Genomic DNA, 26,110 nt, shown 5'->3' on the forward strand with positions numbered 1-26,110 from the left:
TAATCCTTCTTTCTTCTGTAGCTTATTTTTCTAATGATTATTGGGAATATGTTATGAATGGCCACTTCGTTTTTTCAGTATACGATTATTCTCCTTTGTCAAAGGTATACTGATAAGTACCCGCCGTAATCGTTTCCGGCATGTAATTCGGCAGACAAATCTCGGCGGTTGTGTTTGCCGGTATGGTCACCTCTAATTGATAGCCCTCTGTTCCTTTTTTCCAGCTCGTTGCAGCAAGCCCGTATAAGCTATTGTATGAAGCAGTGGCATATTCAAGGGTGCCTCCGGGTTGGGGTTTAATCTTGAAGTGGTTTTCGCCGCTTACCTCTATGCCTCCCACGGTATGGAACAGCCACTCGCATACTGCACCAGGAGAATAGTGGTTGTGGCTCTCTTTCCCTTCCCAATCTTCCCAAACCGTTGTAGCTCCCGCATTTACTTCTGCAAGCCAGCTGGGGGACTTTTCATTCTCCAGCATTTTATAGGCAATGTCCGTATACCCGTTATTCGATAAAGCCTCCAGAAGGAATGGCGTGGAGAGAAAGCCTGTTCCGACACGATAGTCCCTATTCTTTACTGCACTTACTAATGCTGTCGCAATTTCCTCTCGTTTTTCATCTTCCGCTAAGCCGAATGCCAAGGGCCGGACCAATACGGCTTGACGGTTGGTATCGAATGACTTGTCCTTGAGGAACAGCCATTCATAGGCTGCTTTTGCGCCTTTCGCGTATTCTCCGTATACAGCAGCATCCTCCTCTTTCCCGATTGCTGCAGCTATTTCGCTCATGCATTTCATCGTTTCATGCAGGTAGGCGGTACATATTTCCGTGTGCAATGTCCGTTCCTTAGGAGAGGTCCTGAATTCCTCTGGCTCGAGCCATTCCCCTAAATGGAAACCTTTCTCGTACGTATATTGGTCATAAGGATTATCCTTGGCCAGTTTTTTGTTTTTCATTCCCGTGTTCTTGATCATGAACTGCGCATAGCGCGCCATCTGCGGGTAGAAGGTTTCGATGATGTCTTTGTCTCCATACCATTTCCAGAAGCGATAAGGGATCAACACGATCGCATCCGCCCAACCAACCGATCCCCCGGTATTGTTGTACACCATGTCCATTCCGACATAAGGTATCACTGCGGCGTTTTTACCATTTTTGAATTGGCCATCCGCGAAGTCGTGCATCCATTTCCGGTAGAAAGGAGCGATATTCATCAGAAACGCCGCGGTATGGAAGAATACTTGCCCGTCCCCTGTCCATCCCAGACGCTCTCTCGTAGGACAATCCGTTGGAATATCGGCAAAGTTGCCTTTCATGCTCCAGCGCGTATTCTCCAAAAATCGGTTGACCTTTTCGTTGGAGCAGGAAAATTCTCCGGTCTCTTCCATATCGGAATAAACGGCGATGGCTGTGAATTGCGCGGGTTCTATATGGATATCCGTTTCCACTTCGGCATAACGGAAGCCGAAGATAGCAAAGCGGGTCCGGTACTCATCCTCCCCACCGCTGCAAACGTATTCAATTTCCTGTTTGGGTGTGGCGGCCATTTCCCCCGGAATCTTGCTTTCATTTCCGGTTATCAGCAGCAATTTTTTCACTGTCCCGAATTCTTTGGCGGGCTTCAGTTTCTGGAAATTTTTTTGGGTGAATTCCCCATCCTCATCCAAAATCTCACCCAAGCGCAGTTTCAGCTTTTGGCCTTTAGCCCCTTTGATCCGGAAGGAGATGAATCCGGCGATATTTTGACCGAAATCTAGCACTTTTTTTCCTGAAGGTGTCATAATCAATTTCGGCGTGAAGTGTTCCTGTTGTTTGATGTCGACATTGTTGGAAGCTGTAGGAACCAGCTGTTCCTTAACCAGTGCTGCCTTCCCCTGGTAGGTTGGTGCGAAGGAAGCATCCACCACTTCCCCATCCTTCAGATCAGCAAATCGGATGGCGCCGTCATTCGACCAAGAAAAACTGTCGTCACTGATTATTTTTTCGTGCGTTCCGTCCTCAAATTCCACTTCCAGTTGGCAAAGCAGTTTTGTCTGTTTCCCGAAAACGTTCGTTGGACCAAAACACCCGATTGATCCCCGATACCAGCCATCCGCCAATTGCATTTCCATGGTATTTTCACTTCCCAAAAGCTCAGTGACATCGTAGCTTTGATATTGGATACGGTAGCGGTAATCGGTACAACCAGGAGCCAATTCAAAATTTCCGACGCGCCGTCCATTGATGGTAGCCTCATACAGCCCGCAGGCGGTCATGTATAACCGGGCTTTCTTGATGTCCTTCTGCAATCGGAAAGTCTTTTTGAAGCAATCCACCGGATATCTTTCATTTTTACGGGGAGTATAGTTCCCGCTGATCCAATGTGCTTCCCAGTCATGTTCATCCAGAAGCCCCATTTCGAACCAGGAAGTAACGGCTTCCCCTTTTCTGTCTTGCTCATCCCAAAGTGAGACGGACCAAGCTATACGGTCACGGCTTTTCAAAGGAGGACCTTCGTAAGGGATATGCGTCATCCTATCGGAATAGATTTTCCCGGTATCCCAAACGACTTCGTCCGCTTTTTTTGCGCTGATGCAATACGCTGTTTGTGTGATCCCATTTTCACATTTCCAATAGAAACGTGGGTGTCTATTGTCCAGGCCAAGTGGCTCTTTTAGATATTCTGTTCGAAGTTCAATTGCCCTCACGCTTGTCCCTCCTCTTTTACTTGAATTTTCAGTTCAGCTGTTCCTGCGCTTACTCCTTGCACCTTCACAGTGATTTCTCCTTGCTGTCCGCTCCGCACGATTACTTGTGCACGGCCATAGTAGCTGGTGAACGCGCCTTTGTGGTATTCTTCCTCGGTCCGGGGATTGGCGCTTCCGAAAGCAAGCAACTCCCCGCCGTCAACCGTTACCTTCAAAAGCTGATCGTCATTGCTTTCAATGATCCCGTTCTCACCGATTAAGGAAACATCAATGTAGACGACCTCATTTTGCTTGATTGTATTTGTCTCGGCAGTCAGTTGTAATCCCGTCTTGCCGCTCGCGGATGTGAGTGCTGTCCTACCCATTTCATTGCCTTTTTCATCGAAGGTCACCGCCGTCAGCGTACCCGCCGCATAAGAACTCTTGAAAGTCACTTTGCAGTCTTTCAGTTTTTTCTTCTTCGTTGCTTTATCACCCAACCGTAATTGCACGGAATGGGCATCTGCGTAAACCTCTACTATGGCTTTATTACCTTCGCAATTCATCCAGGACCAACTGTTGATTCCATTCGTTCCTCGCCATACGGATTTTGCAGGACGATTTCCGGGCTTATTGACGGGCTGGACTGCTATATAAGGTTCTTTTCTGATTCCCCAAACGATTGCTGCATATTCCGCTTCTGCACCTACGTTGCCTAAAATATCAATTGCGCCAACGTCGGCCAGTAGCCATGGATAGGGTTTGTCAAATCGTCGGCCGTCTTCTGTATAACTCCAGGCTCCGATTCCTGCTTCTCCTAGATAATCCCAAGCTGTCCACATGAAATCTCCGATCAGGTAGGGCAATTCCTTTACCATTTTCCAGTTTTTAGCGATATCCTGTGGAAAGGTTTCTGATCCCACCAGAATTCTTTCGGGATGGATCTTCCCTTCTTTGCGGTAACGGCCGGAAGCATAGTTGTAGCCGGCGATATCCAAACTATCAAACAGTGGCGTAGTGACGGCATCGGCTTTTTTGGAGTTGGCTGCCTTGTTCATTCCCGTACCTACGAAGGATGTCATGAGATTGAACAACGTGCTGCTTACCTTCTTATCACCTCCACCGGCAGGCTCCTTCTCTCTTCCGCCTTCTTCTTTATAGATGCCTTTCCCTTTACTTGCCATATTGATGACCATCAGATTCACGCCGCAAGTCACAGGGCGCGTAGCATCCAGTTCCTTTATGATGGCCACCATTTCCCGCGCAAGTTGGACCCCTTTTTCGTCTTTCGGCTCGGAAATTTCATTTCCGATCGAATACATGATGACCGAAGGATGGTTGTAATCCCTTTCCACCATGGCGCGTAGGTCATGCTTATAGTGATCCATGAATTGGGAAGCATAGTCATATTTGCTCTTATGGAAATACCACATATCCCAAGACTCATCCATAACGTACATCCCATACTTATCACAAGCTTCCAGCATGGCTTTTGAAGCTGGATTGTGGGAAGACCGGATGGCATTGAATCCGGCTTCTTTCATAATCCGAATTCTGCGGTCTTCACTGACAGCGAGCGAAACGGCACCCAAAATGCCATTATCACTGTGGACACAACCGCCTCTGAGCAAGGTTTCATTCCCATTGACGAAGAGACCGTTCGCATTCCATTCAATAGTACGGATTCCAAAATCTTCCACTACCTGGTCAACAATCTCTCCGTCCTTTTTCAACTGCACCACGCACTGGTAAAGATGAGGGCTTTCGTCACTCCATAACTTTGCGCTAGGAATATCTAAAGAGAGATTGTCTCCTTTTCCTGAAGCCACGGTTATACCTTCATGGCGGATTTCCACCTGCACTTCTTCCCCGTTATGTTGCGTTTCTATCTGAATTCTTGCCGGCTGATGGGATAAAGTTGTTATTCTTAGCCCTTGGTGTCGTATATGTTCCTTATTTCCGATATGCATCCAGACCGGACGATGGATGCCGCTTCCTGTATACCAACGGCTGTTTGGATGCTGACTATTGTCCACGACTACTTTTATTTCATTTGTTTTGCCGTATTGCAAAAATCCTTCTGTATCGATCAAAAATTGAGTGTAGCCATAAGCATTTTTTCTGGCTTCTTTACCATTTATGTATACGCAAGCATCCTTGTAAACGCCCTCAAATTCGATAAGGATTTTTTTGTCGTTCCAATCCTCCGCTACAAAGAAATTCTTTCTATAGGTATAGATCCCACCGGGAAAAAAGGCCCCGGCACTTCCGGAGGCATTCTCAGGGTTACGTCTTTCCTCTATCATGGCATCATGAGGCAGCTGAACGACTTTCATAGTCGAACTTCCTTTTTTTAATAATAGCCAATCCGCCATAAAATCTATTTTCTTCATATCCACCATTCCTTTTCCAACTAACTACCACACATTATAGATAACGCTTTCTTTTTTGTATTGCATCCGAGTGTCCAAAATTATATAATTGTGTCATCAATCTGGAAGAGGCGGAGCTATCATGAACCTTAATTCATTTTTACGTTACTTTTATTCTTCGTACTATATTCCGATCTATTTGTATGAGCATGATAAATTGGTCGCAGCAGTTCCTGCACAGGAACCAGAAACCTACCCTTTGCCTGTTTATTTCTCTTTGCTGAATGACCCCATCCAGCAAATCACGTATACAATGACTTCTTTCCATTCCTACTATGGCGGTGTGAAATTGGAGGGAAATAAAATGCTTATCATTGGGCCTGTTAATGACTTTTCTTATAGTGAAGATTCGCTGCTGGCCATTCAAAAAGAGTTTGCAGTGAAAAATGTCAGTTCCGATGGCTTCATTGATTTTTTCAAAAATATTGCTCCTCAAAATTGGGACTCATTCGTAAATACTTTACTTTTTGTTGATTTTATTTTGAATGGAACAGAATTATCCAAAAAAGATGTTTTTCTCAGCACGGATGAACAGACCCAAAGTACAGTGATGGAAGATTATGTCACTTTACTTTCGGAAGAAAAAGAGGAAAACGCGCTCTATAACAGTTTCAATATCGAAGAGGCTATGGTGCATTTTGTGGAAACAGGCCAAACAGAAAAATTGAAGGCCTTCGCCGAGCAGGCCAGGTATGCAACAATTGGGAAAATTGCTCCTACGGCTCTTCGTCAATGGAAGAATCTATTTATAGTGAATGTGACGCTTATATCCCGGGCCGCAATGAGAGGGGGCCTCTCCCCCAGTCTGGCCTATCAATTATCGAATGTTTATCTGCAGCAAGCAGAAAGATTGACGGATGTAGAAGCGGTTAAATCCCTTTTATGGCAAGTTCAATTTGATTACACTAATCGTGTAGCAAGCTCTGCTATCCCAACCGGTGCGGATAAAACACTTCATGAAATTGTCCAATATGTTCGCAACAACACGAACGCACCTCTTACTGTATCTGAAATAGCAGAACGAGTAGGTTATACACGAACTTCCCTATCCAGAAAAGTGAAAAAAGAGCTCGGATTCAACTTAAGCACCTTCATAAGAGAGACGAAACTGGACGATGCGAAAGACTTGCTTGCTTATTCGGATAAAAGTATTACCCAAATCAGTAACTATTTATGCTTCTCAAGCCAAAGCCACTTCCAAAAATCATTCAAAGCCTATGTCGGATTAACTCCCGAAAAATACCGAAAGTCATTCTGGAAAATGGAAACACACACCTCTCGCCACTAATCATTTTTCAAATTTTCAAAAGAGCTGTAATGATGATAAAACTAAAAAAACCTTCTAAGCATCGGATATAGATTGGCGAACCAACTATATTCCGGCACTCAGCAAGGTTTTTTGTACATCAAATATCCGCTTTTTTCGGCATTTATATTTTGGCCGTTTCCAGGCCTGTTTTCATGATCTTCCCTTCCGCCTGCAGCCAGAGGATCTCATCCCGCATAGTATCCCGGAACGGGCGAACTTTGTAGCCCAGCTCCATTTCTGCTTTTTTGGAAGAAAAATGGTTGTTCCGCAGCATGTTGTAGACCGCGAAGGACGTCATTCTCGGATGACTGTTGGTCAAACGGCCGATCATGTCGGAAGTTTTTCCCAAAATTTTGGCAATGGACGCCGGCAGGATCGTCTTGACGTTCTTGGCACCGCTCAATTCCGACAACAGATCGAACATTTCCCGCATCGTCACGAGTTCATTGCTCATGATATAGGATTCTCCTCTGCGGCCTTTCCGCGCACAAGCAATGCAGCCTGCAGCCAAATCGCGGACATCCACGGCGTTGAAGGAGCCTTCGACACCGGCTTTCATTTCCCCCGCGACATAGTCGATCACGAACGAGCTGACGGGACCGTAGGCGAAGTCATTCGGACCGCAGATTCCGGAAGGGAAGACGATGGACGCATCCAACCCTTGTTCCACCGCATCCAGCACCAATTGGCTTGCCTCAGCTTTGGTTTGCCCATAGAAACCGACGATGCCTTTCGGCGAAAAAGAACGGACTTCTTCGATTTCCTGTCCCTTCGGTAATTCTGGTATGGCACTGGTCGAACTGACATAGACGAATTTTTTGACTTTCTTTTCGAAGGCTTTCTTCAACATATTCTCGGTTCCGCAGACATTGACTTCATGCACCTTCGGGTTGTAATCCCCGCTGACGGTCACGATGCTGGCGCAATGGATGACATACAGTTCGCGGTCACCTGTATCGAAAAAGCGATCGAGGTCCGCTTCCACCGTAATATCCCCGAGCACGACCTCCACATCGGCCGGCACATGGGGAAGGGCCGGATCGCCGTTCAACACCAACGCACGGACGTCCTCCCCTTGTTCGATCAATTGTCTTGAAATGTTGCTTCCCAATAGACCTGCGGCACCGGTCAATAAAAACAGTTTCTTTTTCATCTTTGCTCCACCTTTTTAGTTTGTTATTTTCTTGTGAAGGGTCCTACACCTGAGGCGATGCAGCCGCCGTCGCACACGATATCCGTGCCGGTCAGGTAACCCATCCGTTCATCGAGACAGGCTGCGAAAAGTTGGGCGATTTCGTCCACTTTCCCCAGACGTTTGATGGCATTGTATTTGAGATAAGTCTGGGCCTCTTCAGCCTCCAGTTCCCCCATCGGTGTTTCGAAATTCCCTGGGGTGACGGATAAGACCCGAATGCCTTTTTCTCCGAAACGGGAGGCATCTTGCTTAGCCAACCAGATCACAAAATGTTTGGATATGCCATAGGCCACGCCGCTCCTGACCTTTTTCGGGAACAGCTGCAGCCAGCGCAGCATTTTTTTCATGAACAGCTCTTCATCCACCAGAGCCATTTTATACAACCGCTTCGGCATGACGATTTTTGGCGTGAGATAGGCCGACATCGAGGAGACATCGATCAGGCAGCCGCCCGCTTCGATAACGTCGATGAAAGCATTATGGATATGCAAGGTTCCCAGTGCATTGGCGGCCATGATCGTCTCGGCTTCCCCCATATGCGGGGACATCCCGGCAGCATGCAGGACGCCCTGCACTTTTCCGAGCCCTTGCGAAAAATCCGCCAAAGCCTCGACCGACTGCTTATCCGAAATGTCGCAGGTAAACGTCGCGACATCCATATCATAGAAATCCAACTCCTTTTTTGCCTGCAACAGTTTCTTTTCGGTCCTTCCGACCAGAACCACTTTCCCATAGTCTCCAATTACCTTGGCGGTGGCCAGACCCATTCCGCTGCCGCCGCCAGTGATGACATATACTTTTTCCACGGAAGCACCTCCCTTTCGATGGCTTAAGTTTATAATGCTCACGTAACGGTAAAGTAAACAATTCTAATTTCTTGGGGATTTGTTACAATGAATTTACCTGATGCGTTTAAAATAATGGATATAAGATAATGAAAAATTTTGATTGGGAGGATGGTCCATGGCAACAATTTTAGTGGCGGAGGATGAAAAAAACCTTCAGCTGTTGATACAGGCTCAACTGAAGCCCTACTACACGGTTTTGACGGCAGATAACGGGGAAGAAGCCCTTGCGATCATCGAATCGCAGCACATCGACCTGCTCATCGCGGATATCATGATGCCGAAGATGGATGGAATCGAACTGTTGAAGGAACTTCGCCGGGATGGCTTCCAGTTCCCGGTCTTACTGCTGACGGCGAAACAGACGATCATGGATAAACGGGAAGGCTTCAAGACCGGCGCGGATGATTATCTGACGAAGCCGGTCATCTACGAGGAGTTGCTTCTGCGGATTGAGGCCTTGCTGCGGCGCGCGCACATTTCCGCCGAGCAAAAGATCGTCATCGGCGAGGTGATGCTGGATTCGGCGACCTATGCCCTTTCCGACAAGGACACAAGCCTGTCCTTGCCGAAAAAGGAGTTCGAGCTGCTGTTCAAATTGCTTTCTTATCCCGGGCAGATTTTCACCCGCAACCAGTTGTTGGATGAGATCTGGGGTTTCGATTCGGAAAGCAGCGAGGACACGATCAAAACGCACATGAATCGTCTGCGGAACAAATGCAAATCTTTTGAGGTGTTCCAGCTGATCACCGTGAAGGGCTTGGGCTACAAGGCGATGATTCTGGAGGAGGTTGGCAAAGATGACAAATAGGTATCGGAAAAATGAGAGCCCGCTCACGCATTGGCTGATCATGCAGGCATTGATCATTGTTGTGACCTCCGTCATGTCCTCCTTGTTGGTCGTGGTGTTCTATGATCTGATCACTTCACCAGCAGTACCGACTGATCCGATTATCGGGATCGGCATGGCCTTTCCGATGGCAGTTGTGACAGGCACCATTTTTTACTTCTTCTCAAAGAGAATGAATGAGAACACCAGCAAATTGATGAACGCCATCAAAGCAGTCTCTTCCGGGAATTACCGCTACAAACTGGATGCAGCAAACGGGCCTTTCCAAACGATATTCCAGGATTTCAACAAGATGACGGAGGAACTCGCCGGTGTGGAGTCGTTGCGGAATGAATTCGTCAACAAATTCTCGCACGAATTCAAGACGCCGATCGCCTCCATCAGCGGATTCGCCGACCTTATCCTCAGGGGCAACCTCAGCCCGGAAGATGAGCGGCAGTATCTGGAAATCATCCTGGCGGAGTCGAAGCGGCTCGCTGCCTTATCCACCGACTCCCTGTTGCTCTCCTCCTTGGAATCGCAGCAGATCATCGTGGATAAAAAGGCTTATTCTTTGGATGAACAACTGAAACAAGTCGCCATCATTCTCTCCCAACAGTGGACCGAAAAAAATATCCAAGTGGAATTGGAGCTACCTGAACTGACGTATTTCGGAAATGCTGAACTGATGCAACACGTGTGGATCAACTTGCTCAACAACGCCATCAAATACACACCCAAGGGTGGCACCATCGTTATTTCCGGGAAGCAGGAAAAAAGCCGGATCAGCGTCTCCTTCCGCGACTCCGGCATCGGCATGACCTCGAACGAAATAGCCAACATCTTCAACAAGTATTTCCAAAGCGATCCGAACGACAATGGCCGGGGCTTAGGACTTGGCCTCGCGATCGTGAGCCGGATTGTTTCCTTGGCGAAGGGCCAGGTAATGGTTAAAAGCGAGCAGGATAGCGGGAGTATATTCACTGTAATGTTGCCTGATTAAAATAGCAGCATTCATTGCCTTGTATCGAATTTTCGAGAAGCAAACATTATATAAAATACAAAGAAGAGGCCATCTTTTTCGAGATGCCCTCTTCTTTGTATCTACAATCCTATAACATTAGAGAATTATTGAGTAAACGATTCCATTTTTTTCTCAATATCATAAAAATGTAGAGCAATTAACATAAGCATACATATAGCAGCTGGAATAAGAGAATACAATGATCGGATAGAAAAAATAGCGCTGGCTGACTGCTCTGCTTGAGACCCAATGTATCCTCCTAGTGCCATCACAAAGCCGACACTAACGGCTGCAATTCCTTGACCAATTTTTGCAGCGAAATTGGTCACAGAGGTCGGCAACCCTTCTACTCTAATACCCGTTTTTTGTTCTCCATAATCAATACATTGTAAGATAAAGTAACTATTCATCATGGTAATGGTTGATGCACCTATCCCTGAAATCATTACTGTTGAATAAACCACAGGCAAATTAGTAGGAAAAATAAAACGCAAAACATTTGCAATAGTTGCTAAAATCAACCCGATTCTCACAAATCCTACAGCTCCAATTGTCCGAATTGCAGCAGGAAAGAGAAGTAAAACAAATGGAGCTGCTAACCCTACCAATCCCACTATCCCAAGTAAAGAGAGGTTACCGATTACATAAGTAAAATAGTATGTACCAGCGACACTAACGATATTTTGTACTAGATTAGCCCCTAAAATGATCAAAGATAGAATAAAAATATATTTATTTTGCTTTAAGATACTTATTCCTTTTTTGATGCTGATTTTCTCTTCTTTTGTTTCAGTGTCAATCGTTCTTTTCTCTTTTATTGTTACGAAACGAATCATACCCATCAACATCATCGGTATTCCTAGAATAAGAGATATTTTGGTCCAGCCTCCAGGTTGAGTTCCTAACGTTGCCATTAATGAAGGAAGCATTATGCTGACTGCTGCTGAAAATAACATAGTAAGAACACCTGAAATGGATAGAAGCTTTCCTCGCGTTGTTCCGTCTTGAACAGCTCTGCCTAAATAAACCGTTTCTGATGCCATCAAAAAAGTTGAACAAACTGAAAAAATTAAGGTATACATAATAAACACATAGATGATTTTTCCAGTTTCGCCAAAATTAGGGGTACTGAAAAGTAATATGATTAGAATCCATAACGGAATGATGAAGAGTTCATACGGCCTTGCTTTTCCTAATTTTGTATCTGTTCGATCAATAGCAAATCCGACTAATAAGTCAGTTATACCGTCAAAAAGTTTTGAAACTAATAAAATGACACCTACTACGCCAGAGCCTAAACCCAAAACCTCGGTAGAATAATAGGTAACTTGCATCATAAGTATGACACTTATCGCTACAGATATAGATCTCGATGCCCAAGCCGGCGTGTACCACAAAGGCATCTTTTTTGACACTTCTTGATTAATCCTTTTTTCCATTTTTCTTCCCTCTTCCTTTTTATAACTATTGGTTAATTGCCTGTTTTCGGTATTATTCCCAAATTTGAAACGGCGTTCCTCTTTTATCCTTGATATGATTCAACAAAAGCTTTGTAAAACCGCAAAATTATATTGAGGTACGAAAGCTGGGTTCTTGATTTAATTCTTTGCATAATTGTTTTATCTTTCACTCTCTCTTTTCCAAATCTCTGCCAATCTATAAAAACTGTCTTTCGGTTTTCTTGTTTGAGTTTTTCTGTCTACTTCAATAAGACCGAATGTTTTACTATAACCTAATTGCCATTCAAAGTTATCTAATAGCGACCAATGCATATATCCTAAAACAGGAATACCATCTGCTATACATCGCTTTACCCCGCTCAAAGCTTCTTCAATAAAAGTTACTCGATCCTTATCATTATCTGTTGCAACGCCATTTTCTGTCACTATAATAGGTAGATTTAATTCGCTAGAAACTTTACGAATCACATTTTCTAAAGCTTGAGGATAGAATTCATATCCCATTTGTGTTTTCTTCTTTTCTTCTGGAACAGATAGCTCTCCTTCTTCACCAACTAGCGTTCTGGTATAGTTTTGAAGTCCAAAAAAGTCATCTTTTTCAATAAATGGAAGGTAGTGTTTGAATTCATCATCCCACATCTCAACGGCTTTTTCTGTTGCATTCCCTACAACTTGAATATCGTGAAGAGAAAGAGTTAGGCCAATTTTAAAACGATTATCCACTGTTCTCATAGCATCTCTCGCTGCTTCATGAGCTTGCATAATAAGTAAATCCCCTTTTGGTGTACAAGGGCTCAAAAAAGTGTTAACGCTCTCAATTCCACCGAATGCTTTACCCGCTTCTCTTTGTCCAGCCATCATTTTTTCCGGTAATTGAAGTTTAACCCCGACTTGAATATTAATTCCTAAACTTTTTGCAAAAGATTTCATAACTGTGATAAGTTCATTTCTCATATTTGCTTCATTAATTGTACAGATAAATTCCATCAAGTCCCCTAATTCGGTTACCACATACCTACAATAATTTTTAAAGTAATCAACAATTTTTTCATTTTCCCATCCCCCTTCTCTGATTATCCATTGCGGGGAAGAAAAATGATGCATGGTTACAATTGGGGTTATTTTGTTTTCATGACAGCATTCCAGTACATTTCTATAGTGTTCCGTTGCTTCTCGATCAAATATTCCTTTCTCTGGTTCAATCCGTGCCCATTCAATAGAAAATCGATAAGCATTCATTCCCGCTTCCCTCATCAATTGAATATCTTCTTCATACCGGTTATAATGATCTACTGCTTCTCCAGACTTTTCTTTAAAAGTGCTATTTTTCAAATGCTCCATAATCCAAAAGTCGCTCTTGTCATTATTTCCTTCTACTTGATAGGCTGCCGTTGCAGCACCCAACAAAAAATTATTTGTCATTTTTTCTCTCTTCCTTTCAATATTTAACGTTTTATATAGTTATCCTTGTTTCTTTGTTATAAAAATAAAATTGTAGCAAATTATTTCCTATGATATGCTTTTATAAAAGTAGGGAAACAGTTATTACATATTCTGACATTTTTTTAAAGGAGGATATTTAGTTGAACAAAAAACAACAAATCTTGAAAATAATCTATGATTATTTCTCCTTCCCAGTATCAAGCGTGAATGAGAATGTATCCTTTTCTTCTGTCGATCAGCAAGACGCCAACTTTCCTATTTATACTTCAGAAACTATTGATTCCTATCAAATATATGACTTCAATTCACCATTTAAATTGTCACTTATTGATCATCGTGGCGACTTTGCTTCCTATTTATTTACAGATATGGTTACTTCCATATTTAGTAACAATCCGAAGAATGAGCATACATCCAGTCAGTTACATAAACATAATTTTTTTGAATTAGTCTATGTAATTGACGGACAAATTGATTTTAGGATTGAAGATACGCACCGGCGCTATCATGCTGGCGATGCATGTATCATAAATCCAAATGTAAAGCATGTAGAGATCAGAAACTCTCACTGCACGGTTTTATATCTTAATTTCAAACCGGAATTTTACAAAAATTTAAACTTATACTTTCAAGAAAATAATGATCAGCCTACTGAGCTTTCTGACTTTTTCAAAAGAAATGAGCACAGCACGCAGCGAATCGATTATATAGATTTTTCTCCAGTTCCTTCCGCAATAAGGGATCATTCCCAAGAGTCTTTACAAGTGCTATTCCATCTTATCGAGGAACTTCTTTTTAAACGAGCGGGTTACCAAGATATCGTCACTGGATACATCAAGCGCTTATTCTCTTTTCTACAAGCACCTTCTACTTACAGTTGTTCCAATACCCAGTTTCAAATATTGGAAAGTCATTCTCTCTTTGAACGTACTCTTTCGTATCTATACAACAATAAACGCAAAGTTTCCAGAGATGAGTTAGCAGAAGAACTCCATTATAATGGGAATTATATTAGCCAAGTCTTTCAAAAACATACAGGGCAAACGCTTGCAAGTTACATTCGCAACAACTATTTAAATGAAGCAAGTAATTTATTATTGAATACTACAATGAGCATCACAGATATCATTAAAAAACTAGGTTTCGAAAATCGAACTGCTTTCTATAATCAATTTAAAAACAAATTCGGTATGACACCTCAAATATATCGAGATTCTGTTGGGAAAAAACGTTAACTTTCTTTTTTATCTAGTACTTCAATAGTAGCTTTTTGCCTGGATAATCTTTCTGCTTCAATTTCTATCGTGACTTCACCCGGTTCTGAACAAAGAACAACCGCTAATGCTTTTCCATAATATGAAGTACATTGTGTAGTTACATAAGATTCTTCTGTCCTTGGATTTGCACTTCCAAATCCAAGGAGCTCTCCACCTATAACGTGAATATGTAGTAAACGATCGGCATTTGATTCTACTATTCCATTTTTGTCTTCAATTTTTATAGGTACATAAACAATTTCCCCAGCCCTTACTTTCATTTCTTCAGGATTCACTCCAACTCGAAGCTCTTCTTCAGCACTTGTTAAACTGTTTCTGCCGATCTCATAATTGTCCTTGTTATAAGCGATTGCTTCTAAATGGCCTGCTTTGTACCTTGTATGAAATAGAGCTTTCATTTCCTCTACTTTTTGTCTACCAATTTCTTCCCCATTTAAGTGGAGTACGATAAGATCTGCATCTGCATATACTTCTACAATTGCATCGTTTCCTACACAGTTTTTCCACGACCAACTCGGTAAAGCATTTGTTCCACGCCAGACAGATTTGGCGGGTTCGATTCCTCCGTGATTAGGCGGCTGAACGCAAATATATGGTTTTTCTGCTGTCCCCCAAACAATTGACGCATACCCTGCTTCGCCGTTATCATTTCCTAAGATATCAAAAACACCCATATCTGCTAATAGCCAAGGATAGGGCTTTTCAAATCCAATGTCATCTTCTGAATAAGCCCAAGCCCCTGCACCAACTTCTCCTAGATAATCCCATGCAGTCCACATAAAATCGCCAATAAGATAGGGATATTTTTTTACCATTTCCCAATTTTTATAAATATCTTGTGGAAACGTTTCGCTGCCATATAATAAACGGTTTGGATTTGCTTCCCCTTCAAGCGGATATCGACCTGATGCATAGTTATATCCAGCTATATCCAATAAATCCAAACTAGGAGAAGTCGCTATATTAGCTTCTTTTGAATTTGAAGAGTGATTCATTCCTACCCCTATTTTTGAAGTCATAATGTTAAACATCTTGCTACTATTCGGCAATTGTTGTTTTTCATCCCTGCCGCCATCATCTTTATAGATAAATTCCCCTTTAGCAGCCATTGAAACAATCATTAAGTTCATCCCACAGGTTACAGGTCTTGTAGGATCTAATTCATGCAAAATTGAAATAATCTCTTCTTCCAGTTCCAATCCTTCTTGACTAGCAGGTTCCGAAATTTCATTCCCAATTGAGTACATAATGACTGCAGGATGATTGTAATCTTTTTCTACCATTGCTTTCAAATCAGTATGGTATCCTTCTTTAAAATCTAAAGCATAATCATATTTATTTTTTCTGGAATACCACATATCCCAAGTTTCATCTATTAGATACATTCCATAGTAATCACAAGCTTTTACCAGAGCTTCGGACGCAAAATTATGAGAGCTTCTTAATGCATTAAATCCTGCTTCTTTTAGAATTTTTACCCTTCTAAATTCTGATTTCTCATAAGTTTTAGCCCCTAGAATACCATTATCATGATGAATGCACCCTCCCCTCAATAATGTTTCTTTACCGTTGATAAACAACCCCTTTGGGCTCCATTCAATTTTTCTAATTCCAAAAAGAACTGATCTTTTTTCTATAACGCTATCATTCAGTGATAAAGTAACGTTGCACTCATACAAGTGAGGGCTATCATCACTCCATAGCTTAGCTTCGGGGATTGTTAACTCTGCCCTTCCTTCGTTATCGGTTTTTGCGCTTATGATCTTTTCTCCAGAATCAATAATATCAATGGTCGCGATTCCTCCTGTGGAAGAAACATCAACTAAAATTTTTGCAGGATCAATAGAAATTGTTGTAATTTTTACTCCAGTAGGCAAAATATGTATTTTTTCTTGTTGCCATATCCAAACCGGACGATAAATTCCACTCCCAGTGTACCAGCGGCTGTTTGGCATCTCACTGTTATCAGCTATCACTTGGATAGTATTTTCTTTTCCATACTCCAAAAAAGGATCTGCCTTAATCCAGAATGGACGATAGCCATGTGAGCAATAATTAGCCTCTTTTCCATTTATATTTACTACTGATTTTTTATAGACACCTTCAAATTCAAAAGTAATTTCTTTTTCTTTCCACTCTAAAGGAACGAAGAAATTTTTCTCATAAATATACTTTCCGCCTGAAAAAAAAGCTCCTGCACTTCCTGAAGGCTGATCTGCGGATCTTTCTTCAAAAAGCATGGCGTCATGTGGTAAACGTACCTCTTCCTTCTCATCTTGATCAAATTTCCTAAACATCCAACCTTCATTCCAGTCTTTACGCATATATATGCCCTCCTATACTCTTTATATACTTAATAATTTAAAGGTTTTAGAAACCGTTTACAATGCGTTTGCACCCTCTATGATTTTACATATTGTATCATTTCCGTAGTTTTATTTTAAATTTTTCATATTAAATAGAAAGAAAAAACTAATAAATTAGCAGGGAAATAGTATTTTATTATGAGTACTGTGCTATTAACGTGTACTCCGAAACTTTAGAAATCTGTTCTTCAGTACGAGTGTTTACGTCCGACTTCCTTCAGATTCCACCTCACGGTGGACACCCTTGTCTTTCGCTAACAGTTCCTACTGCAGAGCCTGTAGTGGACTTTCACCACCAAGTTATCACCCATGCCGGGCGCACAAAAAGAACGCAGATGAATGATGTCATTTGCGTTCGTGAAAATAACTTGTAGGGAAAATTGACAACTCTAAATATTGAAAACGAATAAATGCATGATTTTATTTCGCATAACATCACATTCTCTTGAAATAAGTACGCGTGGTGCGTTTCCTCTAATGGTCCATTGAAACAATAAATTGAGAATGCAAATAAATCTCTATTTTTCCTATAACTTTTGTAACTTCTATAAAGATGTCCGGAAAATTCTTGAAGTAGCTTTTTATGGACTCGTTAATAATGTGATTCTTACATATGCGAATCCCTCATTTTACGTTTTTGTATCATTAGTCTTTAGCCACGAATAACGATGACAACTAGGAATTATCCAAAAATCTCTTGACTTAGAGTCAAGATCAACCTGTATAATGCGCTTATATTCGGAATTTTCCGGAGACGGTAGGTTAACGAAGAACTTACCTGAAAACAGATGTAACCGCAATCAAAAATCGATTTTCGAAGGAGAATGAAATGAAAAAACCAAACACGATGTTACTGGTCTTCAGCGCAATGAGCTTTGTGCTGGCGATGACGGCTTTTGCCTTCAGCGGCATTTTGGACAAAGTGGCTGTTTCGCTGGGCATCTCGGTGGCCCAGTCCGGTCTGTTGAACACGATGTATTCCTATGGGGCCGCATTTGGGGTGCCGATTACTTTGATCCTGTTCCGGACGGTCGAACGCAGCAAGATGCTGAAATTGATGCTGTTTGCGACGATTTTGACGACCTTCGCGCTCATCTATGCCCAAAATTTTGTGCAGCTGCTGATTGTCCGGCTCTTGATGGGGATTTCCGCCAACAGCTACGGCGTGTTGGCCATTTCGACGATTTTGGCGCTCTCGCCCAAGGATCGGCAAGGGCGTTCCTTGGCTTTCTATATCATGGGGAGTTCCTTGGCGCTCGTCATCGGCATCCCGTTGACGCGCGCCTTGTCCGCAGTCCTGGATTGGCGCAGCATTTTTTGGATACTGAATGCCATGATGCTGTTGTCTCTCGTTTATTTCCTGAAGTATTTGCCGAAAGCGGATCATGAAGCCACCAAACTGGATCTGAAAAATGAGCTGCAGTTCTTTAAGGACGGGAAAACGTTGCTGCTGCTTGCCTATACGTTGACGATGTTCATGGGGTACCATGCCTTCTACACCTATGCGACACCGTACTTGCTGCTGCTTTTCCCTTCCATCGAGCCGCTGATGAGTCTGATCTTGGTTGGTCTTGGCCTCGCCAGTTTTACAGGAAATCTGATCGGTGGCCACGTATCGGATGCCATCGGATACGCCAAGTCGATGATGCTCGGGGCGGTGCTCCAGACGGCAGCGATGTTGCTGATCTTGGTTTTCCAACCGTCGAAGTGGTTAAGCGTGCTCTTCATCATCGTCTGGCTGATGAGCGCCTGGTTCACCGGCCTGCAGCTTAACACCGGTATCGCCCAGGTGACCGAGAACAAATCCAGTTTCATGCTCAGCATCAACGGCTCTTTGATCCAATTGGGCGGTGCGTTCGGCGCCAGCCTGGCTGCCGTCGTCATCAACCTCACCGGCATCCAAAGCATCGTCTTCGTCACCCTCTTGACCAGCTTAGCAATCGTGCTGATCCAATTGGTTTCGATGAAGAAATATCCTTGAGGCTGGCTTGAAAATAGCGTAAGGACAAGAAAAGGCAGGAACTTCCTGTAACCGGGTGAGTTCCTGCCTTTTTCTGTTACCTTTTTATCCTGAAAGAGCCCTTAAGCAAACGGTCGCTGTCAGCTTTTCGTAATTTTTATCAATTTGTTATTTATCTCTTTCACTGCTTCTTCAGAGAAATAATTTTTCATCTTATTCGCAACCCATAGCAACGTAACCGGCGCGCCAGGCACAGAGCGTTCTGCGATGTCTGGTGCGGATTCTTTCACTACGTTCCACGCTTCTTCATTTTCCATCAAAGTCCCTAATGTGTCCAGAACCGAATAAGCATCACTCGGGAAAAGGTCAACTTCGCCGCGTTCTTGGGTAAACCAGTTTTTGACATTTATCTCAGGATTCGGATCTACAAAAATATAAGATTGATCTGGAGCATCAACCTTGTTGAAGCTTGCAACGTCTTCGTAACTGCCGGAATATGCCCTAACCTTGTTCTCTCCTGGCTGTAAACGTACATTTTCAAATGAAAACACGGTCTCACCCGCAACGGTTCCCAGATCTGTCTCATTGATCATTAAAGAGACTTGTTTCAGATTCGAATATACCTTGATGTCTACCGTATCTTTGTCCCTATTGGCAAAACGTTTTTCGCAGATATGAATAAAAGGTTCTGCAGACCAGTTGGCTTTGTAATAGTAAAAAGCATCTTTCTTAGTATTACGATCAAAAGTGACTAACCCCTTACAGTTCTTCCCTTTCGTGCCGCCTTCGTTTCTGACGCTGCTCCCAAAATCAAACAAGTTCCAAACAAAACTTCCCCACATATAGGACTTTGCCTTGATGATGGGATAGGTTTGTTCATGGTAGACTGCTTGAAACTCTTCACTATAATCCTTCACTTTTGGGGTGTCAGAATGGAACGCCAGATTAGAATCAGCACCATACTCAGAAATACCCAACGAAACTTGCGGATTTTCTGTGTGGAAATTTTCAATCCAAGCATTCAAATCTTGCATGCTGTCATAATACCAACCAAAATATAAATTATACCCCACCATGTCAGTAATAAAGTTTAATGGACTGTTGTTTTTGACTTCATACATATTGGCACTGGCCGTCAAGGCAGTGGGCAGTAAGGCACGCACACGGTCATTCAACGTATTTACTGCTTGATACATCGCAAGGGATTCTCCGTCCATGGCAATTTCATTTTGAATCCCCCAGAAACATATCGAAGGATGGTGACAGTTTTGTAGGATCAGCTCGGTTAATTGGTCGGCCGCATTCTCCAATACGCCTTCCCTATCCGGTAAGGACATCATCGGTATCTCAGCCCAAACAACATATCCTTCTTTATCGCACACATCATAAACAGATTGACTATGCTGATAATGAGAAAGCCGGATTGCATTGGCGCCAATCTCCCTTATGAGCTCAAAATCCTTTTCGATGTGTTCGTTCCTAACAGCATTCCCAACCTCTTCAAAATCTTGATGTTTGGCAACGCCATTTATCCGCAAGTGGTTATCATTCAAAAAGAAGCCCCGGTCAGGGGTTAAGCTGCACTTTCTGAAGCCGAATGTTTTCTTGATTTGATCGACAGCCGTTCCATTCTTCTGCAAGGTTGCTTCTAAAGTATATAAATACGGACTTTCTTGCCCTTCCCAAAGATTCGGTCCTTCCAGCTCAATGGCAACATTTTTTTGGTCTGACGGGATCGTTTCCGAATAAATGATATGATCTCCTTCATCCAGTATCTTTATGTTCACTGCAGCATCTGAGGCGCAAACTGTATGTACCTCTAAATTGACGACACCTGATTTGTCCTCTTTGACTTCACTCCTGATGATGATGCCATCTGTTCCCCAATAGTCTAAAGAGAAATGATCTTTACCCACGCAAATCAGATTTACAGATCTGTACAGTCCCCCGTATATTGTAAAGTCTCCATTAAGAGGGGATACGTCCTTCGTTTGACTATTATCCACAAACACAGTGACTATATTTTCCTTATCCCAATCATACAATTCCGTAATATCAAATCGAAAGGCCGAATACCCCCCGCGATGTTCTCCTACAAATAGGTCATTCAAATAGACTTTGCATACACTGTTCGCACCTAAAAATTCTAAATACAGATTATCGTCTTTATGATTTTCTGAGAGAGTAATTGTTCTCTGATAGGAAAACTCTTCCCTGCTATTATTGACCTCATTGTTCCATGTATGCGGTAAATTTATACGCTCTTCCGATACAGATTTGGGTGTTGTTTTTTCTAAGTTGACCTCTCTTTTCTTAAATATCCAGCCTTCATTTAATGAATAAGTGTGCCGCATGGGTAAACCTCCAACCTTTTTAATTTATAACTCACATACGCTTCCTTTATATATACGTATAGGCCTTCGCATACTACAAAAAGGAGTAATGCTCAGGCCTATGATTGGTATTATGCTAAAAAATTAAGTCTTCTGTCCCATTTCTTTCTTCTTGGATAGGTTCGATAGAAACGCCTCAATCTGACCAGACTTACTGGTTATGATCCAGAATGTCATCATAAATATTCCGAAGAATATGTTATTCCAGCCACCGCTATCATAACCCATTGCACCCAAACCATAATTCATCAACTGGATAGTTAATGCTCCAATGGTAAGTCCAATAATCTCAAGAGTGAGTTTCCCCAGGAACATCCCTATGTAGACAGAAGCGATGTAACTGAATAAAATCCCTGTAGAAGATAAATTGGATAATGTTTCTACTTTATTTTGAGATACAAAGATCGTTGCCGCGAGCCCGAATAATATACCAGAAAAAACATAGGCTGTAATAACATTTTTTCTCTCGTTGATTCCAATGTTTACCGAGACATGCTGACCATGTCTCAATAGTTTTGCTCTATACCCAAAAGGCGTAAGCGATAGAATAATTTGGTAAAAAATCATGGCGAACACCATAATGTAGATTGTGTAGGGTTCTCTCCCAAAAATATTCAAGCCCACATTCGCCATAATATTTACACCATTGCCCCCTGCAAGAACAAGCGTCAACGCTTCATAAACTAACGCTAACATGATGGTACAAATGATGATCGGCAATTTTGAGGTGACATAGACTGTGGCCGTAATCATACTGATGATTACTGAGAAAACAACACATAGTGCCAGTAGCATCATCGGTCCACCATTAAACTGTTGCGTATAATAGACACCCAGCGTTCCAGCCAACACCATCGTAGCCCCACCTGAAAAGTCAAACCTACCATGACGCAATTGCATGGCTAACCCGCAGCCCATCGTGACAGCCATCCCCAAATTCCTGAAAATAGCTTTCCACATGGCCGATTGCCCATAATAGTCGATTCCATTTGATTTCGTGATGGTGTACATAACCACGAACATCAGAATGGGCAAGCATATTGTTATCGCTATATTCCTGACCATTGTTTTACTATTCATAAATTTCACCCCAGTATTTCCTTGTGACTAGTCGTCTTACTATTCTCATTTGGCCATCAAATCTTCCATAGACATGTTCACAAGTACTTCTTTGAACTCCTCATAACTTGCATCTGGATTATATGCAGTAAGATATTGCGTGAAGTCTTCCGGAGAAATGAAAGCTTGGTCTATATCTGCGGTGAAGTAGAAACATTTTTCTTCCAGAGCTGTTAACTCTTCATCGTTGGTTACAAAAACCACTGAAGTATCGATACGCTCTGCTTCTTCTGGTTGATCAGCAAATGGTTTATCAGCCACAGCATTAAGGATCATCGCAACAGGAAGGGCTACCGCTTCGACATTCGATAAGGTCATCATTCTCATTTCGCCATTTTCAAATGCGTCTAAATCATCTTTTTTAAATCCTGTAGTATACAAATCAATATCTGTCTTATCCGCGCTTACCATCGTTGGATGCACAAAGCCACTCGCTAAGCTAAAAATAGAGTCTAATTCAGGATAGTTATTAAAATATGTATCTTCCAATGCACTAAAACTTAGCTCCTGCGTCTCATAGATTTCAATCGGTTCGGCCGCAGTGTCATTATGGCTTTCAATTGTTTCCGTAAACGCTTGGATTGCCGCACTTTTTTGTGGGAAGTATAGTAATGGGAAGGTTACGATGCCTACATTCGTATTGCCATCTTTGATTACTAACTCGGCAGCTTTTTCTCCAATTGAGGAAGTATCGTACAGGCCATCATTCACATTTCCCAAATAATAGTCACTTGACTTTAACTCATCAAAACTGCTGTCCATGTCTGTGATGAATGCCGATAGGAATACACCTGCGGCTTCACACTCCTGCAGAATTGCTGGTGTTCCGCTGTCTATCGCCAGAATAATACCGTCCACTCCGGATGCAATCAAATTCTGCACGGCTGTTATGTTGGTCTGCTCATCGTAGCTGCTTCCTACGACATACTCATACGAAAAGCCAACTTCCTCTGACAAGGCGTCCATATAGACGGTCAGTGCATCGAGTGTCTCTCCGCTCTGCATATGACCGAGTACGCCAATCTTTACATCCGCATAATCAAATGAGGCTTCCTCAGCTGCACTGTTGCCTGCCGCAGTCGAGTCGGACCCTTGTTGTTCCCCTGCTCCACCACATGCTGCCAAGCCTAATACCATTGTTGCACTCATAAGTAGTTTTATCATTTTTTTCATCCTGATCATCTCCTGATATATTTTTTATGAAACATTCCAAACATTGCATAGCGGCAGCTTATCTAGGTAACACGACTCCTTTCTTACGGCTGGTTATAATCACGATGACAGCAAAAATCAATGCTTTTACCAGCGGAACATTACTTGCGGCAACCCCGGATAGCGTAAGCCCATTTGTCAAAAGAACATAGGAAAATGAACCGATCAGAGCAGCACTGACTTTACTCTTCATTCCTCCTGACAAAGGCATGCCGCCGAGGATCAACGCCACCATAACATCCATATGATAGCCTGCACCCGTGACACGGGAAGAGCTTCCCGACCGGGCTAAAATGAACAGGCTCGCTATCGCTACGCAGGTTCCCATGATGAGATACGCATAGATTTTGTTTCTGAATACATTCACACCACTTTGTTTAGCAAATTCCAAGTTTGCACCAATACTACTCGTATATTTCCCTAGACGCGTATAATTGAATAAGTAATACACGATACAGAACATGATTACCAATGCTCCAATTTGAACATACATGTTTTTCCAGAATGAAAAATCAAAGCTGGTTCTGATTGTATTGGTTTTTAGCGTTATAATCGTTTGAACGCCCGTTCCGATAAACATCAGGAACAAACTAGTGATGACAGAAGGGAGACCTAACCAAGAACTCACCGCACCATTGATTAATCCAAAAGACAGCGCTAAGAGCAAGGCAGCCATAAAGGCTAGCAAAAGATTTCCTGTGGCATTTAAAATTAGCGCTTGAATCAGTGTGCAGAGACCGATTGTGGCTCCAATGGAGATGTCCAAATTTCCCATTGAGTATACAAATACGCCTCCCAGACATACAATAGCCAAAGCCACCGTTTGTTGCACCACAATGCTGACGTTATAGGCTCCAAATAGGTTCCCATTGGAGGTAAAGCTAAAAACGATCAGGATCAATATTAAGCCTAAGTAAGGAACAATACTTAGCCAATCCCACTTTTTAATTTTTTTCATCAGACCAAGAAAATCCGCCGATTCGATATGATTTTCTCCACTCGATTTATTTGCTGGTTTTTCCATACTTATCTCCTTTCGTAATTCCCAAAAGACGCCATTAAATGATGTATTCAATGATATCTGTCTGTTTCAGATCCTTGTCCCGTGTAATGCTGGCGCTGACTTCATTGTCTTTCATAATGATGATCTGATCGCACATTCCGATCAGTTCCGGCAATTCTTCACTGATCATCAATATCGCCTTATTATCCGCTTTCATTTGGCTAATCAATTGATACATAAATTGTTTAACACCAATATCCACTCCGCGAGTCGGGCAATCCATGATGAAGATGTCGCTGTCTTTTGCCATCCATTTTGCGAAGGAAACCTTTTGCTTGTTACCGCCAGATAACGTCGAAACGTATTGGTTCTCGTTGTTGCATTTTATGCTGAAAGCATCAATTTGATCCTGGGCAACTTTTGTGGATGCTTTTTTTGATAAATACATCATCTTTCCGGACAGTCCCCGAATACTTGGCATAATGATGTTGTCTCGAATTGAGCCTTCTCCAATCAGCGCTTCCCGATCGCGATTTTTTGAGATATAGCCCATATTGTTGTCGATTGCCGACATAATGCCTTCGATAGGGTTTCCTTTACATTCGATTGTGCCTTCTTTCAGTCGTTCCAATCCAAATGCGGCTCTCCCTACATCCCGCATGCCGCTACCGGACAATCCGCCCAGGCCTAAGATTTGACCCTTGTGCAATTTCAGATTAAAGTTTTTTATTTCATTAAAGGATGCATTCTTAAATTCCAATACAACTTCACCAGAGTGGGAGGGATCATAATCCTCTCTGTAGTAAGCTTCTCCAATTTCTCGCCCTACCATCATATAACGGATTTTTTTGGGATCCATCTCGCCTTTTTCCAACGTCCCTATGATGTTTCCATCCCTCAATACCGTCAAAATATTGCACACGTCAATGATTTCGTCCATGTCGTGACTGATGAATATGACCGCTTTTCCCTCAGCCGCCATTTTGTTGATGAGCTTGTAGATTAACGCTCTCCCGATATGGCTTAAGGCTGTAGTTGTTTCATCAACAACTAACAGCTGCGTATCATCCGTTACGGCGCGGCAGATTTCAATCAGTTTTCGGTCTTCAAAGCTGTATCTGTTTATGCTGTCACCTCCCTTGATGTGCTCGACACCAAATTTTTGCAGGAGGGCATCAGCCGCTTGAACCATTTTCTTTTTGGATACCATACCTAAGTTAGTGAATTCCGCTTCTTTTCCCGCAAATAAATTCTCTGCTACAGTTACATCACTGATCGTATTTGCTTCCTGAAGGATCATACTCATGCCTTGCTCACGGGCATAAATCATACTTTCAGGGTTCCATTCTTTCCCCAGGTAAAACATTTCACCACTATCGCAATTCTGCAATCCGGATGCAATGCTGGTCACGGTGCTTTTACCGCTTCCATTTTCTCCGACCAGACCATGGATCTGTCCTCTTTTTATCGTCAGGTTTACACCTTTTAAGGCAATCGTCGGTCCAAAGCTTTTAAACATATTCTTAACTTCCAGCAATGTTTCTCCTTGTATGGACATTTTTGCAACTTCCTTTCTGT

General features: G+C 42.6%; 17 protein-coding genes. 5 read left to right on the forward strand and 12 right to left on the reverse strand.

Going from position 1 to position 26,110, the window contains the following annotated elements; translation table 11 throughout:
- Positions 1-85: 85 nt before the first annotated feature.
- Positions 86-2,686, reverse strand: coding sequence for a family 78 glycoside hydrolase catalytic domain (locus tag ACKPCD_RS01805; protein WP_321433824.1), 2,601 nt, complete (start codon positions 2,684-2,686; stop codon positions 86-88).
- Complete coding sequence (locus ACKPCD_RS01810; RefSeq protein ID WP_321433825.1) at positions 2,683-5,058, reverse strand: glycoside hydrolase family 2 protein; 2,376 nt, start codon at positions 5,056-5,058, stop codon at positions 2,683-2,685. Before ACKPCD_RS01810 ends, ACKPCD_RS01805 begins: the two co-directional genes overlap by 4 nt.
- A gap of 121 nt (positions 5,059-5,179) precedes the next feature.
- Here ACKPCD_RS01810 and ACKPCD_RS01815 point away from each other — a divergent pair, with 121 nt between their 5' ends.
- Positions 5,180-6,385 (forward strand): helix-turn-helix domain-containing protein, encoded by a 1,206-nt coding sequence (locus tag ACKPCD_RS01815; protein WP_321433826.1) that lies wholly within the window; start codon positions 5,180-5,182, stop codon positions 6,383-6,385.
- Between the two features lie 142 nt (positions 6,386-6,527).
- Here ACKPCD_RS01815 and ACKPCD_RS01820 read toward each other — a convergent pair whose 3' ends face one another.
- Positions 6,528-7,559 (reverse strand): NAD-dependent epimerase/dehydratase family protein, encoded by a 1,032-nt coding sequence (locus ACKPCD_RS01820; protein WP_321433827.1) that lies wholly within the window; start codon positions 7,557-7,559, stop codon positions 6,528-6,530.
- 23 nt (positions 7,560-7,582) lie between these two features.
- Positions 7,583-8,407: an SDR family oxidoreductase gene (locus ACKPCD_RS01825; RefSeq protein ID WP_321433828.1), complete on the reverse strand. Its 825-nt coding sequence runs from the start codon at positions 8,405-8,407 to the stop codon at positions 7,583-7,585.
- 157 nt (positions 8,408-8,564) lie between these two features.
- Here ACKPCD_RS01825 and ACKPCD_RS01830 point away from each other — a divergent pair, with 157 nt between their 5' ends.
- Both ACKPCD_RS01830 and ACKPCD_RS01835 read left to right on the forward strand, forming a co-directional pair.
- Positions 8,565-9,257 carry a response regulator transcription factor gene (locus ACKPCD_RS01830; RefSeq protein ID WP_321433829.1) on the forward strand — a complete coding sequence of 231 codons (693 nt, stop codon included), beginning with the start codon at positions 8,565-8,567 and terminating at the stop codon, positions 9,255-9,257.
- A complete protein-coding gene (locus ACKPCD_RS01835; RefSeq protein WP_321433830.1) occupies positions 9,247-10,278 on the forward strand; it encodes a sensor histidine kinase in 1,032 nt (343 codons plus the stop codon). Before ACKPCD_RS01830 ends, ACKPCD_RS01835 begins: the two co-directional genes overlap by 11 nt.
- A gap of 125 nt (positions 10,279-10,403) precedes the next feature.
- Here ACKPCD_RS01835 and ACKPCD_RS01840 read toward each other — a convergent pair whose 3' ends face one another.
- Both ACKPCD_RS01840 and ACKPCD_RS01845 read right to left on the reverse strand, forming a co-directional pair.
- Positions 10,404-11,738, reverse strand: a complete 1,335-nt coding sequence (locus ACKPCD_RS01840; RefSeq protein WP_321433831.1) for an MFS transporter — start codon at positions 11,736-11,738, stop codon at positions 10,404-10,406.
- 180 nt (positions 11,739-11,918) lie between these two features.
- Complete coding sequence (locus ACKPCD_RS01845; RefSeq protein ID WP_321433832.1) at positions 11,919-13,181, reverse strand: glycoside hydrolase family 1 protein; 1,263 nt, start codon at positions 13,179-13,181, stop codon at positions 11,919-11,921.
- 161 nt (positions 13,182-13,342) lie between these two features.
- Here ACKPCD_RS01845 and ACKPCD_RS01850 point away from each other — a divergent pair, with 161 nt between their 5' ends.
- Positions 13,343-14,437 (forward strand): helix-turn-helix transcriptional regulator, encoded by a 1,095-nt coding sequence (locus ACKPCD_RS01850; protein ID WP_321433833.1) that lies wholly within the window; start codon positions 13,343-13,345, stop codon positions 14,435-14,437.
- On the opposite strand, the gene ACKPCD_RS01855 is transcribed toward ACKPCD_RS01850, so the two are convergent.
- The gene (locus tag ACKPCD_RS01855; RefSeq protein WP_321433834.1) at positions 14,434-16,803 is read right to left on the reverse strand and encodes a glycoside hydrolase family 2 TIM barrel-domain containing protein; all 2,370 of its coding nucleotides are present in this window, start codon (positions 16,801-16,803) and stop codon (positions 14,434-14,436) included. The two genes, ACKPCD_RS01850 and ACKPCD_RS01855, sit on opposite strands and share 4 nt — an antisense overlap.
- Positions 16,804-17,674: 871 nt before the next feature.
- On the opposite strand from ACKPCD_RS01855, the gene ACKPCD_RS01860 reads away from it, so the two are divergent.
- The gene (locus ACKPCD_RS01860; RefSeq protein WP_321433835.1) at positions 17,675-18,826 is read left to right on the forward strand and encodes an MFS transporter; all 1,152 of its coding nucleotides are present in this window, start codon (positions 17,675-17,677) and stop codon (positions 18,824-18,826) included.
- 119 nt (positions 18,827-18,945) lie between these two features.
- Here the strand turns inward: ACKPCD_RS01860 and ACKPCD_RS01865 are convergent, their stop codons facing one another.
- The 5 genes from ACKPCD_RS01865 to ACKPCD_RS01885 form a co-directional block, all read right to left on the reverse strand.
- Positions 18,946-21,159: a glycoside hydrolase family 2 protein gene (locus ACKPCD_RS01865; RefSeq protein ID WP_321433836.1), complete on the reverse strand. Its 2,214-nt coding sequence runs from the start codon at positions 21,157-21,159 to the stop codon at positions 18,946-18,948.
- 123 nt (positions 21,160-21,282) lie between these two features.
- A complete protein-coding gene (locus ACKPCD_RS01870; RefSeq protein ID WP_321433837.1) occupies positions 21,283-22,278 on the reverse strand; it encodes an ABC transporter permease in 996 nt (331 codons plus the stop codon).
- 45 nt (positions 22,279-22,323) lie between these two features.
- On the reverse strand, positions 22,324-23,490 hold the full coding sequence (locus tag ACKPCD_RS01875) for a sugar ABC transporter substrate-binding protein (protein ID WP_321433838.1): 1,167 nt from the start codon (positions 23,488-23,490) through the stop codon (positions 22,324-22,326).
- 58 nt (positions 23,491-23,548) lie between these two features.
- On the reverse strand, positions 23,549-24,553 hold the full coding sequence (locus tag ACKPCD_RS01880) for an ABC transporter permease (protein WP_321433839.1): 1,005 nt from the start codon (positions 24,551-24,553) through the stop codon (positions 23,549-23,551).
- Between the two features lie 34 nt (positions 24,554-24,587).
- Positions 24,588-26,090 carry a sugar ABC transporter ATP-binding protein gene (locus ACKPCD_RS01885; protein WP_321433840.1) on the reverse strand — a complete coding sequence of 501 codons (1,503 nt, stop codon included), beginning with the start codon at positions 26,088-26,090 and terminating at the stop codon, positions 24,588-24,590.
- Positions 26,091-26,110 lie beyond the last annotated feature (20 nt).

The sequence above is a fragment of the Trichococcus flocculiformis genome (genome assembly GCF_963662535.1).
In the GTDB taxonomy this organism is placed as follows: Bacteria; Bacillota; Bacilli; order Lactobacillales; family Aerococcaceae; genus Trichococcus; species Trichococcus flocculiformis.

What these genes read in the sequence shown, in the direction of transcription:
- ACKPCD_RS01860 (WP_321433835.1), top strand. Translation starts at nt 17,675, where the DNA reads ATGAAAAAACCAAACACGATGTTACTGGTCTTCAGCGCAATGAGCTTT.
- ACKPCD_RS01810 (WP_321433825.1), bottom strand. Translation starts at nt 5,058, where the DNA reads ATGAAGAAAATAGATTTTATGGCGGATTGGCTATTATTAAAAAAAGGA.
- ACKPCD_RS01840 (WP_321433831.1), bottom strand. Translation starts at nt 11,738, where the DNA reads ATGGAAAAAAGGATTAATCAAGAAGTGTCAAAAAAGATGCCTTTGTGG.
- ACKPCD_RS01820 (WP_321433827.1), bottom strand. Translation starts at nt 7,559, where the DNA reads ATGAAAAAGAAACTGTTTTTATTGACCGGTGCCGCAGGTCTATTGGGA.
- ACKPCD_RS01865 (WP_321433836.1), bottom strand. Translation starts at nt 21,159, where the DNA reads ATGCGGCACACTTATTCATTAAATGAAGGCTGGATATTTAAGAAAAGA.
- ACKPCD_RS01830 (WP_321433829.1), top strand. Translation starts at nt 8,565, where the DNA reads ATGGCAACAATTTTAGTGGCGGAGGATGAAAAAAACCTTCAGCTGTTG.
- ACKPCD_RS01885 (WP_321433840.1), bottom strand. Translation starts at nt 26,090, where the DNA reads ATGTCCATACAAGGAGAAACATTGCTGGAAGTTAAGAATATGTTTAAA.
- ACKPCD_RS01815 (WP_321433826.1), top strand. Translation starts at nt 5,180, where the DNA reads ATGAACCTTAATTCATTTTTACGTTACTTTTATTCTTCGTACTATATT.
- ACKPCD_RS01875 (WP_321433838.1), bottom strand. Translation starts at nt 23,490, where the DNA reads ATGAAAAAAATGATAAAACTACTTATGAGTGCAACAATGGTATTAGGC.
- ACKPCD_RS01870 (WP_321433837.1), bottom strand. Translation starts at nt 22,278, where the DNA reads ATGAATAGTAAAACAATGGTCAGGAATATAGCGATAACAATATGCTTG.
- ACKPCD_RS01845 (WP_321433832.1), bottom strand. Translation starts at nt 13,181, where the DNA reads ATGACAAATAATTTTTTGTTGGGTGCTGCAACGGCAGCCTATCAAGTA.
- ACKPCD_RS01855 (WP_321433834.1), bottom strand. Translation starts at nt 16,803, where the DNA reads ATGCGTAAAGACTGGAATGAAGGTTGGATGTTTAGGAAATTTGATCAA.
- ACKPCD_RS01835 (WP_321433830.1), top strand. Translation starts at nt 9,247, where the DNA reads ATGACAAATAGGTATCGGAAAAATGAGAGCCCGCTCACGCATTGGCTG.
- ACKPCD_RS01880 (WP_321433839.1), bottom strand. Translation starts at nt 24,553, where the DNA reads ATGGAAAAACCAGCAAATAAATCGAGTGGAGAAAATCATATCGAATCG.